12 protein-coding genes are annotated in these 14,866 nt (G+C 31.7%); all 12 read right to left on the reverse strand.

The genetic code is table 11. From position 1 onward, the window contains the following. Positions 1-2,868, reverse strand: a complete 2,868-nt coding sequence (locus tag A8C32_RS15235; RefSeq protein ID WP_069831275.1) for a hypothetical protein — start codon at positions 2,866-2,868, stop codon at positions 1-3. 14 nt (positions 2,869-2,882) lie between these two features. Further along, positions 2,883-3,638 carry a hypothetical protein gene (locus tag A8C32_RS15240; RefSeq protein WP_083253380.1) on the reverse strand — a complete coding sequence of 252 codons (756 nt, stop codon included), beginning with the start codon at positions 3,636-3,638 and terminating at the stop codon, positions 2,883-2,885. A 23-nt stretch (positions 3,639-3,661) separates the two neighbouring features. After that, entirely contained in the window at positions 3,662-7,336 is a 3,675-nt protein-coding gene (locus tag A8C32_RS15245; RefSeq protein ID WP_069831276.1) for a hypothetical protein, read from the reverse strand. Between the two features lie 25 nt (positions 7,337-7,361). Further along, positions 7,362-7,877 carry a GPW/gp25 family protein gene (locus A8C32_RS15250; RefSeq protein WP_069831277.1) on the reverse strand — a complete coding sequence of 172 codons (516 nt, stop codon included), beginning with the start codon at positions 7,875-7,877 and terminating at the stop codon, positions 7,362-7,364. An 89-nt stretch (positions 7,878-7,966) separates the two neighbouring features. Beyond that, positions 7,967-9,754 carry a type VI secretion system tip protein VgrG gene (vgrG, locus tag A8C32_RS15255; RefSeq protein WP_069831278.1) on the reverse strand — a complete coding sequence of 596 codons (1,788 nt, stop codon included), beginning with the start codon at positions 9,752-9,754 and terminating at the stop codon, positions 7,967-7,969. Between the two features lie 8 nt (positions 9,755-9,762). Continuing rightward, a complete protein-coding gene (locus A8C32_RS15260) occupies positions 9,763-10,443 on the reverse strand; it encodes a CIS tube protein (RefSeq protein ID WP_069831279.1) in 681 nt (226 codons plus the stop codon). After that, entirely contained in the window at positions 10,444-10,602 is a 159-nt protein-coding gene (locus A8C32_RS20760) for a DUF5908 family protein (protein WP_165605853.1), read from the reverse strand. 3 nt (positions 10,603-10,605) lie between these two features. Then, positions 10,606-11,052 carry a phage tail protein gene (locus A8C32_RS15265; protein WP_069831280.1) on the reverse strand — a complete coding sequence of 149 codons (447 nt, stop codon included), beginning with the start codon at positions 11,050-11,052 and terminating at the stop codon, positions 10,606-10,608. Between the two features lie 5 nt (positions 11,053-11,057). Then, positions 11,058-11,519, reverse strand: coding sequence for a phage tail protein (locus A8C32_RS15270; RefSeq protein ID WP_069831281.1), 462 nt, complete (start codon positions 11,517-11,519; stop codon positions 11,058-11,060). Between the two features lie 37 nt (positions 11,520-11,556). Continuing rightward, the gene (locus tag A8C32_RS15275) at positions 11,557-13,227 is read right to left on the reverse strand and encodes a phage tail sheath family protein (protein WP_083253381.1); all 1,671 of its coding nucleotides are present in this window, start codon (positions 13,225-13,227) and stop codon (positions 11,557-11,559) included. A 21-nt stretch (positions 13,228-13,248) separates the two neighbouring features. Continuing rightward, a complete protein-coding gene (locus A8C32_RS15280) occupies positions 13,249-14,271 on the reverse strand; it encodes a T9SS type A sorting domain-containing protein (RefSeq protein ID WP_123803447.1) in 1,023 nt (340 codons plus the stop codon). Positions 14,272-14,285: 14 nt separating this feature from the next. Beyond that, complete coding sequence (locus A8C32_RS15285) at positions 14,286-14,864, reverse strand: Pvc16 family protein (RefSeq protein ID WP_069831283.1); 579 nt, start codon at positions 14,862-14,864, stop codon at positions 14,286-14,288. Between the last annotated feature and the right edge of the window lie 2 nt (positions 14,865-14,866).

Genomic DNA, 14,866 nt, shown 5'->3' on the forward strand with positions numbered 1-14,866 from the left:
TTATGCTTCATTATTATCCAACTTCTGTAATAGCTTTATTAATTGATAGGCTTGATACATTTTATCCTCATCTGCATCTGGATGCTGTAATAATTCTAACCATTTAAAATAATAGGTTTCAAATAAATACATCGTTTTATAATCTAACCAATAAGAACTAGATCCTATATGAATTGGTATTTGCTCATAAATTGTATTTTCAAAAACTTTTTGAAAATTCTCATTCTGAAAACGTACTGGCCACTTAGGCATAACAAAACTCAATCTGAATGAAAAGAAGTGTTCATCTATCGCATGATCTCCATAAAACACATGACATTTTGTAATAGCTTCTATATCTTCTTTTTCTGTATGATTCACTTCATTTTTAAAACCTTCTATAATCTTTTGAAGTGCTTCTTTAGACTCGAAACTGGTCTTAGAAATAGCAAAAACATCTCCATTAGTGGCACCTATTTCTAATTGATATACGCCATTGGCAGATACTATATTAAATTGTGCTTCTTTTGCTAATAAAGCTTCTATTAAATTTGTAATGGTTTCATCTCGTTTTACAAAAGGCGTTAAATCTGCATGAGAGCATACTATTTCTAATTCTGGATTTAATAAAGAAAAATCTATTTCGAATCCAAAATAATCACCAAAATACGAAGGCAATAATAACACATGTTCTACTACAAAAAAACCTTCACTTTTCTGACTTACATCAATCAAATAATTTATAGATTTCTCAATAACCTTAGTTGCTTTTTCTCTACTCTTTGCAATATGTACTATATTAGACTTATTATCATTTCTCTGATGAGAAATATAATATCGTTCTTTCTTATTTGGGTCTTTCTTAATGGTATAATTATCTGGAATAATACCATACTTTAATACACTATTTAATAAAGTATCCTCGTCACCTACATAATGCATGGTATGAAATAAATTTTCTTCTATCTCTTCATTAACAACAATGTCTTCTATCTCAACAATTCCTATATTTTCTTCTGGAGTATGAATATCAATTTCACGAACTATAAAATCGATATCCAATGTTTGAGGGTGAATACGTATTCCAGATTCTGAAATGTTTTTAATTAACGATTTTATCTTAAAATCATTAACTCCCATAAGTATGGCTATTTTTCGGAATATTCCAGGTATAGCCTGCTTTTTATCCTCTTCTGGATGTATTGATATGTTTTTATAATTAAAAGATTTTGATCGATTATAACTAATGGATGCATATTCTTTTATAAGCTCTTGCTTTGCTGCTAATAATTGTTTTTCAAATCTTTTAGAAGACATAGCGTCTCCATAACTAGATTTATTAATTTTAAGGAGCGTATAAGTTTGAAAAGCTTCACTATATCTTGATAATAATTGATCTGATACTTTATTTAATCTTTCTAATGAATGATTATCAAAAAAAGCATTAAGATCGTTAGTCTTCTTTTCCCAATAAGCTTTTACTTGATCTGGGGTATATGTTGATGATGGCGGAGCAATAAGATCCAATAAATCGTTTGTATCTGGTAAAATATTCGTGAAATATGATGCGTCTTCATTGTTATGCACATCGTACAATGTATATATATTACATAATTGCGATAAAAAATTGATAATCAATTGATCGAACGGCAATAAATAGGCCTGTAATTGTTTTACCTGAGCTTGTCGTAATGGTGTTGCTCCATGACCTATACCTCTATCACCTATACCATAAATCTCAGGAAACTGTTTACGTATTGGATAATGATATCCTATATCTTGCATGGTTCCTTGAGGTATTGCTATGTTATTTAACGAATTAGATGCTGCTTTAAATTTACTTGCATCCAACGCTTGTATAAAAGCTAATTGTTTTTTAGTTTCTTTTAAATCTGGTTGAAAAGAAACACCTGAGTTTTCAAAAATGAGTTTTTCATTTGATAAAGGGAACCTAACTCTTGCTGTAGTATTCTTAGGAACTTGTAAACGTTCCTTAATAATATGTTGTTCTTTTGTTGTAGGATCTACGTAATTTAAACAAAAATCATTAATATTAACTACACCAGGGATTTTAGATATAATCTTAATAATCTCGGATACTTCTATAACATCTAAAGGATTTTTTAAATCTTCATCTTTTATAAAACCATTAACTAAATGCGGACCATTAAAAATAGTATGGGTTGGAATATTTTCTTCCTGTAATTTCCTTAATGAATAATAACTTACTTCTGGTGCCAAATAATCATTAATACGATGTAATATATTAGCCAAAATTTCTTCACCATCTACTAGATCTAACAAGGTTATTCTTAAATCTACCGAAAGTGTTAATGGTTTATATACCTCAACAGCATAAAGAGATTCACATAAATTACGATGGGAGTTATACAAATCTTGAACTTCATCTATAATCTGCTTATTTTCTGTAGCTTCTTGGGTTGGGTCTACATGATACTCGTATTTCTCTACAAAAACATGTAGTAACCCTTTTATATTGTTTAATTCTTTTTCGTAATCGTCAATAGGATATACCCAAACATTTTTTACGTTAGGAATTTGATCGATCCAGATTTTTCTATAATCGTTAAACGTTACTGGGTTTGTTGTTAAAATATCTGATGCTACAAAAAGCCCATTATCACCCGATTGTAGTACGGTGCCTTTAGACGATTGTAAAAGATCCTGTATCGGTAAACTTGTTTTATGTGCTAATTCTGTAATAGCATACGATATATTTTCTAGTAGAGTAACCCCTGGATCATGTTCATTATAATCTGTCCACACGCTACCGCTAAACTTTTGAAGAATCTCCAAAGCTTCTTCGTGTAGTTCTTCATAAAGACTAGATCCTTTTTTCTTTTTAGAAATATACCCTTTGTTATCCATATATTTTTTACTGTCTACGACTTAAAAAACTTACTCATATCATTATCCCACAACTTGGTAATATGAAATTTTATATCATGGTCACGCCCATAGTCTGATCGTGTTTTTAGTTGCAGTTTATAATTGTACGTTGTGCCTGTAAAACGTATTGCTATTTTATTCCAGAACCATCCATAATGGGCTTGTGTTTTTGTTATTTTATGATGCGATTTTCCAAAAGTGCTCAGCGCATGTGCATGCAACAATGCATACCTACCTGCTTTTTCTTTTCCTACCTGTGCTAACACTTCGAAAGCCATACAACCATCTAAACCAGTAATAACATCGTGCCAATCTCCATCTGCTCGAACAGTTCCTATTTTATAGGTTCCTATACGCATATCTGTTCCTAAAACACCTTCTACCTCTAAAGCCGTTCTTGGTTTTTTAGTACCTATACCTACTTCTCCTGTTTTTTGAAAGGATATAGCTGTTGTGGCTTCCGTTTCGGTTACGGGGGCAACTATCGATAAACTTTTATTTTCTTTTTGATCTAATTCAATACTCCATTCTGGTAATGCATCTTCTATATTCTCGTAAAAGCTTATTACACGGTCTGATTCTTTTCCTTCTGGCGAAAGAATTAATCCATCTTCTTCATTCTTTGAAATTCCATCATCTATTTTATTAACCATAGAATCTATTAAGCTAGAGAAATTACTTTCTTTTGGTCTAGCTCCGGCTCCAAATAATGTTTTAAGGCTTTGTCTATTTAATAACTTAATTTTCAAGAGTTCTATTTTTTATTAAACGGTTATTTTATTTTAAAAGTCAAAATGGTATTTGCTTTCAATTTCGATTTTTTTACAGTTAAAGCTTGTTCTGTACTTTCTTGATCTTTTACTTTATTTGACGTTATAACTTCTAATGCTTTTTCATTATTACCATCGTCTGCAGCTATAATAAAATCTACACCTATTTGTAAATTCTGATTTTCTATTTCTGCCATAGTTTCATCTTCTAATATAGAGGATGAATAAATTTTATGTTCTGATTTTGGCACCAAAATAGACCAGGGTTTTGTTGGTTTAATTTCTTGATTTTCTTCGTAAACTTTTAACGTAAAATCGTCAAGCCCTTTTTTTACAATATGCTCTATTTCTAATTTTTTAACAGATTGGATATAAGGTAAATTCTCCAAATGACTTCTTAACATTCTAGGTACTACTGTGGCTCCTATTCCTTCTATAGTTGTAGAATCGCTATGAGATAATGGACACAGATAATTACTCAGTTCTTTATTTAATTCATCTAAATAATATCCGCCTTGGTCTTTTGCATAAAACTCGACTATACAATTAGCCAACAACCATTCTACTTTTGGGTTTCGTACTTTTATTCTAATAAAAGAGTTAGACTTACTTTTTATAAAACGATGTATAGCATCCAGATCATTACTATTAAAATAATGATGCGCATCGTGTTTCCATGCTCTGGGAAGTACTACTAATGTTACCCTACCTGCTTGTGGCTTAAAAAAACCATCTAAATTGGTGCATTTAACAGCTATAACCTCATGGAAATACTGTAAAATAAGGTGTTCGTAATCCCAAATAGTTAAAGCTCTATCTTTATGCCTTAAACGTTCGCTCACTTCTGTATAGAACAACTCTGGTATGGTTGGTATCTTTCCTCCATAGGAATCTGCTGGTTGTACTACTTTTTTAATTTCTGGAATCTTCTCTGCTAGCTTATGTATACTATAAGATTCTACTTTTTTACCAACTACAGTTTCATCTTCACTTGTACAACTTGCTAAAACGGCATTGGTATAAATACCATTAATTATAGGGTATTTGTAAACTTCCTGTTTTGCTACAAAACGCAACTCATATCCATTGCTATCGTCTTCATTATTATAAGGAAGCAATACCTCTATAATTCCAGATTTACTTAATTGATCTGTACCATCTGAAATAATGTTTTTAGGATGTAAAGTAACCCAACGATCAATTTTTTTATACTGAATTATAATATTATCAGATTGTTCACTATAATCTGGAGTATTATTTTTTAAATCAAAAAACAAGGAGACAATACTATCTGTTTCCAATTTTGATAGTTTTAAATATAAGTAACCTAGTCCTTCAAAACTTGAAAGCATGGTGTTTTTATAAACGCGACTATCTTTTACAATTTTTTCTACACCAAAGGGCGTAAGATGCATATATCCTCCTAATACACTATCTGAGCTATCATCGAATGCATTACTAAAATAGATAGTATCTTTAGCTGTATAGTCTAATGTTAACTGTTTTACTTTTGGTATAAATGGTTTATTAGGTAGTGGTAATGAATCTTCATTTTTAGCATTATATGTCGCTATTTCTGCATAATCTTTTGGGTATAAATTTTTCCCAAAAGTATTTTTAGGTGCTATAAAAGAAAACTTAAAAAACCCATTATTAGTATAAACATCATAAGGTATCGGGTCTTCTAATTTATAATCTCGGGGAAATTGGTATTTCCCTAAATCACTTAACGTTATGGTTCTTTTTTTAGATATAATTTCGCTATTATAACCTTCTGGTGTTTTAGTGGGTTCTACATCGAAAAGGTTTACTTTTGTTCTTATTTTTTCTTCTCTTGGAAACCAATATCCATTAGCTAATGCTGAAATATCAACAACAAAAGAATCGTTTGTAAATTTTTCTGAATATGCTTTATAATATGTTTCAAAACCACCATAATCTGTCGGGACATTATCCCACTCTATATTCAAATCTATATTGGTAAGCTCTTTTTTAAATAATTCGCTTTTACCTACCATTAAATAACCTCCCAATGTTGGTGATGAGCCAAATAGGTTAAACGACTTGGTTAATGGCATTTTACCTATATTATTATAAACGGAAAGGTTTTTAATACCCACTACATTCACATCTATTTTTATATTTTCTAACATAACACCTTTAAAAAAAGAATAGGTATATATAGGAGCATACTCATCGAGTACAACTTTAATCATAGGCCAAGAAAAATCGATTTCCGAGGCTGTTTTTGTAGGTAATACAGTCATTGGAGGTTTTGTATTATCTAATGTAAAGTGCAACGTAAATGTATTCTCTATCTCATCAAACCTAACACCATAAGCGTTTATAGTTTCCCAATCTGTTACTGAGGTATACGATATAGCAAAAGCACCTTTAAAAACAGTGTTAAATATAACATCTAATGGTAATTCTTGACTTATTACCATGTCTTGTAATAATTTCCAGAATGTTTCTTTTGAGGTTTCCTTTTCTAAAGTAAATGTAATATTAATTTCTCGTTCACCTTCTTCTAAAAATAATACTGGAGATCCTATAATATATCCAATATCTGTTATTGTTTTTGGAGATATATCTGAGTTTATTACAGTATTTTCATCGGCACCAAATAGCGATCTATTTTCAACATCTTTTAATGGTTTTCCTTTACTAACAAGGTTGTTTTTAACGATATTAGATATAATTGACTCACTTGTTCCTATTTTTATAAAAGGGCTCTTGTTAAAAAATAATGTTTGTAATGCTTCTATTTTAATTGGTGCTGCTAATAAGGGTTTAGCAGTCTCGAATATGATATTTTTTTTACTTTCAAATAATTTACCAGCTATTAATTGCGTATTTTCTGGAATAATAACTCCTTTAGATGTTGGAAGTAATTCGAAACACACTACTGCTTGAGTAGCAATACCTTTATCTTGTGTTTGTTGTAATACGTCTTTATAATAAAAATCTAAATGGCGTTGCCCTATAGCATTAATTTGCTCTTGAACTTTCTTAAATAATATCGCAAATGTAATGTACATGGCATTATTAGGCATGTGATCATTTTTGGTAAAGACATTCGCTTTTAAATAATCACTCGTAAAATTCTGAATATACAGAATCATTTTTCTAAATGTATGAGTGATCTCATCTAAATCTATTTTAAACTCATTTTCTTTTTTCTCTGAATTTACATAAGTTTTTAACGCTTCAGAAAACGACTTAACCGTTGTTGTTTTTGTTTTTGTTTTTGTTTTTTCTAAAAATGTTTCAAGTTGCGACTTCTTATATTTTAAGACATCTAATAATACATTTCCTATTTTATTGGCTAGAACATCTTCTTTAAAAGATAATAATGTATGATACCACTTTTCTATTTTATTATACCAATCTAATAGTATATGTATCTTTTCCTTTGGAAGGTTGTCTTCTTCTTGAAGGTTTTCAATAGGTTCTTTTATAATACATATAATATAAATAACAGGGTCTTGCTCTACCAAAGCTCTCCAATTACCATCAATTATATTTTCTGTGGTATAAAAATTAATATGCTCTACATAAAATACGATGTACGCTAACAAATCTTCAAAAGAACGCTCATCTATCTTAAACTTTGGGTTTAGCAGATTAGGGTTTATTCTTTGACGTTGTATGGTACCTTTCCTTCTTTCTATCATTAATTGTATAACCTAAATAATAAACTTATCTTGATTTTTTCACATTATTAAGTGCGACTAATTCGGATAAGCTTGTTGGCTTTTTTGTTTGTTTTTTATATAAATCTGGAATATCTGTTCCTTCAATTTTATAATATGGGAATACCAGATTAAATCTAGTATTTGTTAATGGTATTCTGTAATCTAAATTAACCTTAATCACACCGTCTAGATATTCAGATTCATCTAAGTGTACTTTTATAAGTTTAATTCTTGGCTCAAATCTTAAAATAGCAATTCTTATCATTTCTATAATTTGATGCACTCTTGAATTGGATATAGATTCAAATAAATAGGCATATATATCGCATCCGTATCTAGGATTCATAACACGTTCGCCTATTTTTGTGTTCAATAGAATTTCTAATGATTGTTGTATATCTTTTTCATTGGAAGTCATCTCTATTCCTAAAGAACTTTCTTTATGAAATGTAGGCGGAAAACCCCATCCGGTTCCTAAAAACAAACTATGCTTCCCTGTTTCTTGTTTTTTAAATTTCATGTGTTATATAATGTTCTTTATTGGTCATTTGTAACAGCCATTTAATCATTCCTTTGTCTATCAAAATTTAGTTATGGATATTTCATAAATTAATTAAGGTTTACAGTAGAACCACTCACATTTGTTTCTCCACTACTACTAATTGTACACTCACTATCTCCATTAACTGTTGCCGAATCGCTTGCCGATGCAGATATATCGCTCCCACTCATAGTAATATCGTTATCTGATGTTATAGTAACTGAAGAACCTTGGATAGTTAACGCATCTGCTGCCTTAATAGTCATTGCAGATTGGCTTTCTATAGTAATGCCATCTCCATTCATTTGTATTTGATTACTGTTTTGATCGGTAATGGTTATTCCTTCATCTTGATCGCTAATAACTATCGTATTATTATTAGGTGTCAACATAGTCATAACTATATTTTCATCATCAAACGACATTTGTAATTGACTTCTAGTCATTAACATTTTTATATTATTATCACTATCACTTACAACTTCTGGGGGTTGCAATGAGCTACTATATAAACTTCCTAAAATAACTGGATATCCTGGGTTTCCTTCTATAAAACCAAGTACAACCTCATCACCTACTTCTGGATAAAAATAGGCTCCAAAACTACTGCTTGCATAAAAGGAAGCTAACCTTGCCCACACAAATTCTGTAGTATCATTTAGCATAGGAATCTCTACTTGTACTCTAAATTCTCCTCCATCTTCATCATAGGTATCTTTAACAACACCTATTTGCATGCCTTTAACATCTATTAAAGTATCTTTAGTATCGGGTTCCGATGGGGCACTTTTTACTTTTTGACTATGTAATTCTGGAAGTAAACCTATCTGTACTTCTGTAGACCAATTTCCTCCGCTAAAGCTATGATTTACACTAGATACATAGGCATCACCATCAAAAAGTTCACCTAACCCTCCTAATGTAATTAATGTATTGGGTTTGGCATCTGCAGATCCTGGAAATTTAATAGAACCTCGATATTTAGACATCCTTAATCTTAATAATAAAGCGTCTGAAAGTTGTTGAGCTTCATCATCTGTTAAAGGAACAGAGGTATTAAAGGCATCCTCTGCTTCGGTAACAGATTCTAAATCCGATTCTGAAGCGTCTCCTTGTTCATTAATTGCTGGTTCACTTGCTTCGGAATTTACAAGATCTTGTTCAGATGGTGTCCAGGCATTAATTGATAGTGATGTAGATTGCTCAATAGATTCGAGTTCTACATCCATTTCTATAATATCTCTACCGTATTGTAATTCTAATACAGGATCGTCATCACTAGTAATCGCACTTACAGTTAATATTCCATTATCTGTTACTACTGCCATCCCATTACGTTGCGCTCGACTCACTATAAAATCCCAATCTGAGGCATTATATTGTATAATTTTTTCTTTTGTAACTGTAGTTGCTGTAATATCGCTATCTACACCCAGATTTGAGGCTATCTGAGAAATAGCATCACTATCTAAAGCATCTGTAAGCACCAACTTACTTTTATTTTTTGTTGCTTTTACTAGAAGATCTTTACAGGTTACTTGAAATGTAGTTCCAGACTCATCTACTTTAACCGATTGTCTAGTCACTTCTCCCGAAAACACTGTTTCTGTTTCGGTAGCATAACCTAAAGAAATTTCTATTGTATTCCCTGTTTTAAAGGTTGTTGAGTCTGCAATTTCAAACATTTGAGTTGTTGGATTCCCATCTCTTATAGTTATTTGTGCTTCTGCTATTTTATCAACTTCCTGAGATATGCTTACACTCATTACACCATAAGTATCAGGAATAGCATCACCTTCTGAGGTAATGATAAACGATACTAGGTTATTTCCACTTATTATTGGTGAGCTAGCCATGATTCAATTTACTTTAAAGGTGGCAAATATAGCTTTGTTCCCGGAGCTATATTTCTAAAATTTAATATATTATTATACGCTGCAACTTCTGTATAATAACTACTGTCTCCATATATTCTATAACAAATTAATGGTAAGGTATCTCCATCTTTCATTTCTATAAAATGGGTAAGGTCTGGAGATTGGTTATCTGCTTCTGATGCTATATCGTCGGCAGAAATTGCGCCTTCAAAAGCAACACTTAATTTTGCTCGTAATGGTGTACCATCACTTTGAAAAAGCGTATATGAAATATTTAAAGAAGTTAACTTACATTTAAAAACTAATGTCCCCCATGAAAGCATTAAATAATTAGGCTCATGTATACTTCCATTATATGTAAAACAGGTGGCTTTAAAGGTATCTATTTGATCTGACACTGGTGTTATAGTAGATAACAAACTACTTATACTGCTTGAACTTACAGCTCCTGTTGCATCAAAATAAATATCGAAAGTTACCTTTTCTGGAGGTGTACCTTTATACCAAACAGAAGTTCCTGGAGAACCTACGGGTTGAAACTTGTTATATTCTATAGTATGCTCGTGTGTATAAGATGCTGGATTAATTTGTACCGTACAGCTGTCTCCTGTTTCACTAGAATACTCATTGTCTGAGTATGCTATTATTTCCATTAAATCTTTTGACATCTAGCGCTCTTTAAATTTCTGTAATTGTCTTTTCACTTCTTTTTTACAAAGGCTAGTTACCGTTTCTTTAATCATACTTATATCTAAAGCCTCCGCTTTTGGTTTAATTGATTCTTCTACTTTAACTTTAATTATTAATTCTCTTATTTCTATAGGCATAATTTATATTACTAATGAATAATCGTATGCTAACTCAAGGCTTTCTATAAGAATTTCATTATTCATAGAATTTAATGGAGAAAACTCCCATTTTACAGGCCAAGCGTTAACAAAACTCCAGTTTTTTATTGGAAAGCTATCTTCATCTAAAAGACTTAATATTACTGTTTGTGTAATTATTGATGAAGATAAACCTCCGCCAATGGTTGCTTCACACCATAACGATAATGCAGAAATACTTGAAGTAACTCCTCGTTTTAAAACAAGGTTTTGATATTTTGCTCCAGTAGGAACCCGGTGTTTAAACCGGTTTTCCCCACCTTCTGCAATTTCTTCGATACCCATTTCCATAGACATACCAGATACTTCTTTAAACGAGGTATCAAATAATCCTAATTCTAACGGAAAGGTTAGTCTAAAATAAAACCCTGGTAATGGATAATCACTCATATAATTTAACTATTTGCTATAGTTAAACCTTCGTGTGCCAACTCTAAAGTTTCTATGGCAACCTCATTGGCTTCAGATTTTAAATCTGTTGCTGTAATTTTAGTTGGCCAAGCATTGGATAACGTCCAAGTCATTGTTGGAGATCCAGATTCATCCAGTAACTTTATAACCACTGTTTCTCTTTTTATGGTATTCATTTTTATAGCATTATACCATGTCCAAAAATTATTATCTTTTACAAAAACGCCTTTTTTAAGTGTGACATTACTAAATTTAGCAATACCCGGCATTTTAATTGTGCTAAAGGTTTTACTATCTCCGTGTCTATATTCTACTACTTGTGTTTCTGTGTCTAATCCTGATACTTCTTGAAAAGAAGCTGTATTATCTTGAGAGCCTAAACTAACTGAAAAATAAAACTTAGTTAACGGCCATATTGCACCTTGTGCTGATCCATCATCTGCCATAATTATATATTTTTAAAACTGATTATTTAATATTTTTTTATCCTTTTTGCATCTCTTGTTGGAATGTAATCTCAATAAATTCTGCTGGATGAGATACTGCAACTTTTACTGCTACAATCATTTTTCCATTTAGAATATCATCTCCAGTCATCGTGCTACCTAATCCTATGGTTACAGAAAAAGCATCTGCTGGTTTGGTACCTACTAAACCTCCTTGATTCCATAATCCTAGCAAAAAGTTACTAATCATACTTTTTACAGAAACCCAAGTATTAGCATCGTTAGGTGCAAATACATAAGCACTGGCTGCTTCTTTCACAGATTGTTCGATGTAAATTAGTGTTCTTCTAACATTTATATATCTCCAATCGTTAGAGTTACCATCTAATGTTCTTGCTCCCCAAACTAACACACCTTTTCCAGGGAAAGATCTAATGGCACATACAGATTTTCCATCTAATGGCATATTAAGATCTTCTTGAGCTTTTAAATCAATTTTAACAGCTGGTGCTACAACGCCTTGTACTCCTACATTTGCTGGTGCTACCCATACGCCTTCATTATTATCTACAGTTGTATAAATTCCTGCCATTGCTGCACTAGGTGGCATTAAATTTAACTTTTCTAAGAAGTGTTTTAATAATAGCTTATATGATCCGCTCAGATTTTTTAGTACAGAATCTGCTTTATCTTGTGTAATACCATCTGCTGCAGGTTTTGCTGCAAATAACGCTGTTATATATTTTGCTAATGGATTAGGTATAGAACTCTTTGTTTTAGGGTCTATCACATTTGGAAACTCTGCATTTAGCATCGCTTTTACAACAGTATAACTTGCTGGCGCAATATTTTTATATGATATATCTGTTAGTTGATTAACCGTAGTATGCAACCAAGGATAATATGCTGCTGCATAACTATTAAATTTAGGTAATGTTGGCTCTACTGCATTTCTAAAACCTTCAACACTTGTTGTTCCTACCAAAGGCTCACTATATCCTCCTGGTATATCTATAAGTGCTACTCTAGTTGCTAACAACCCACAATGGTTTATCATTTCACCTTGCAACGTATAACATAATGCATACTTTTTTGATAACTCAGTTTCTGTTGTATCCTTTAGCTCTACAGCATCTGGTATCGCAATCATTGTTGGTTCTACTTCTTTTTCTAATACTGTTAAAGCATCTGAAAAAGGGGTTGTCGATGTTAAGCCTGTAGAAGTATAATCATAAGCTCCTGTAGATACGATGTAACATGTTCCTCCTCCGTTTTCATAAAAAAAGCGAACAGCACTATATAATCTATAATTTACTGTACTTGTTCCTAAAGTATACCCATTGGTTCCTATAAAGAAATCTGCTGGTGCTGCATTGTTATTACTTGTTTCTGCATTTGCAGGTTTTGTTGCATCTGCAGGTTTCTTTTTAGGGTCTGCTGGTGCTGCTGGTTTTGCTGCTGCAGTAGCTACAGGTGTTTGATTTACATTAAACTGAATTTGTGGAGGCGTAATACCAAAAATAGCATTAAATTCCGCTAACGATGTAATTCTTACGGCTTTATTTACTAGGTCTTTACCATTGTAACTGGTTTGTCCTGTATACCCGACAAAAGCCGGAATTGCAGTAGGTACAGGTACAACCGCGTTTCCAAAGGCATCCAGCTCTTGGATATAAACCCCAGGTGTTTTCATTGCTGTTACTGACATTCTTTTTGATTGTTTTTAGTGTTAGACATAAATTATGGTTTGAGAATAATATAAATTCTCATTGTTTTTATTTTTAATTATAAGAGATGATGCAGCTGGAACTGGCATTTTCATATCTAGTTCCAATAGGGTATCTGAAAATTGGTTGGTATACCTAATTTTTAATACATCATGTTTTTCTGGTTTTTGATACAGTTTTATAGTATTTGCTGATGTAAAAACATGGGATAGATTATTTTCCATGACTATTCTTTCTTCTGGTCCCAAGTATTTCTCGCTATTAACACTTTCTATACTCATCTCCTGTATTTCAATCTTTTTATCCTGTGATACAATAACGATATATTCCCAAAACGTAGCTCTAGGTTCAAAATTCACCTTTAATATGGGCACCGTATTTTCTTTTAGCGATTCTAAAATATTTCGCATTTGAATATGCAATATGCCGTAGCAGTTCACTTCGATTGGCTCCGAAGTTCCTAAAAATGTACTTAATAAGGCATCATCTATCCATAATTGATATATTCCTGTTCCTAAAGCGCTTATATTTACAGAAACGTAAGATTGATTTTGGGGCGATACTTGATTAAAAACCGTTTGTCCTTGACTATTTTTAATAACTACAGACACCGTTTCTGTTGCCTGAACACTTACATTAAAACGTAATTGACGAATATCTAAATCTGAATTTGGAATTACAGACTCTTCTTTATTAAGTCTATTAGTAATTTCTGAATTTGTTATGTATGTTAACGTTTCTTCCTTTTTTGGTAAGGGTACATTAGTATAACTATCAAAATTTGGATCTGTATTAATTAATTGAAAATACAAATCTTCTGCTGTTTGCAACTCTTCCCATATTTTCTTTGAGGTTCCTACTTCTGCATAACCACGGTATAAATTTCCTAATTTTTGAAACCGGATACCATAATTTTTCATGATACGTTGGGTTTCTTTTACTGGTAATAATTCAAAAACAGAACATGCATTATTGTAAAAATATTGATGTTCTATTCCTAATGTAAACCAGTGTTGATGACTCATACTCATTTCTTACTTTATCGCTTTTGGGCACTTGTATCTAGGTTACTAATACCTGCGACTTGTTCCTTCACTTGTCCTTTTTGTATACTAATCATGCGCACTTTATATACCATAGATGGCACATATTTAGCGCCTATCCCACTCCATACGTGACTTAATTCTTGCACAGGCACATTATAAATCTCAAAAGTTAATCGCTTAATTATGGGATCGAGTTCTGGGTAAGTTTCAGATGTAAAAACTCTATATGTTTGAAATGTACCAATTACAGCAGATAACATTTTTAATGACTCCATATAATTATCTGAATTATAATTAGCCGATACCAATAAATACAAATTGAGATGTACTGGAGGGTTAACTTTATTAAAAGTCCCTTGTCCATTAGTAATATACTCTCCTCTATTTTTTACTGTTTTTTCGTGTTCAAGGTTTATAATGGACAAAACCACTTTATTCTCTATATTATTAGTAATACTACCGTCTAAATTTATAAGACTACCAACCACTACAACATCATCGGTAAGACCAAAGGACATTTTAAGTTCTTTGTTTAGTAAATCGCTAATAAATAACAGTGCTTTATCTAACATTT

It is taken from the genome of Flavivirga aquatica (genome assembly GCF_001747085.1).
GTDB classification, from domain to species: domain Bacteria; phylum Bacteroidota; class Bacteroidia; order Flavobacteriales; family Flavobacteriaceae; genus Algibacter_C; species Algibacter_C aquatica.

Coding starts and splice junctions, on each gene's coding strand:
- vgrG (WP_069831278.1), bottom strand. CDS start 9,754: ATGGCTAGCTCACCAATAATAAGTGGAAATAACCTAGTATCGTTTATC.
- A8C32_RS15260 (WP_069831279.1), bottom strand. CDS start 10,443: ATGTCAAAAGATTTAATGGAAATAATAGCATACTCAGACAATGAGTAT.
- A8C32_RS20760 (WP_165605853.1), bottom strand. CDS start 10,602: ATGCCTATAGAAATAAGAGAATTAATAATTAAAGTTAAAGTAGAAGAA.
- A8C32_RS15285 (WP_069831283.1), bottom strand. CDS start 14,864: ATGTTAGATAAAGCACTGTTATTTATTAGCGATTTACTAAACAAAGAA.
- A8C32_RS15270 (WP_069831281.1), bottom strand. CDS start 11,519: ATGGCAGATGATGGATCAGCACAAGGTGCAATATGGCCGTTAACTAAG.
- A8C32_RS15280 (WP_123803447.1), bottom strand. CDS start 14,271: ATGAGTCATCAACACTGGTTTACATTAGGAATAGAACATCAATATTTT.
- A8C32_RS15265 (WP_069831280.1), bottom strand. CDS start 11,052: ATGAGTGATTATCCATTACCAGGGTTTTATTTTAGACTAACCTTTCCG.
- A8C32_RS15245 (WP_069831276.1), bottom strand. CDS start 7,336: ATGATAGAAAGAAGGAAAGGTACCATACAACGTCAAAGAATAAACCCT.
- A8C32_RS15235 (WP_069831275.1), bottom strand. CDS start 2,868: ATGGATAACAAAGGGTATATTTCTAAAAAGAAAAAAGGATCTAGTCTT.
- A8C32_RS15250 (WP_069831277.1), bottom strand. CDS start 7,877: ATGAAATTTAAAAAACAAGAAACAGGGAAGCATAGTTTGTTTTTAGGA.
- A8C32_RS15275 (WP_083253381.1), bottom strand. CDS start 13,227: ATGTCAGTAACAGCAATGAAAACACCTGGGGTTTATATCCAAGAGCTG.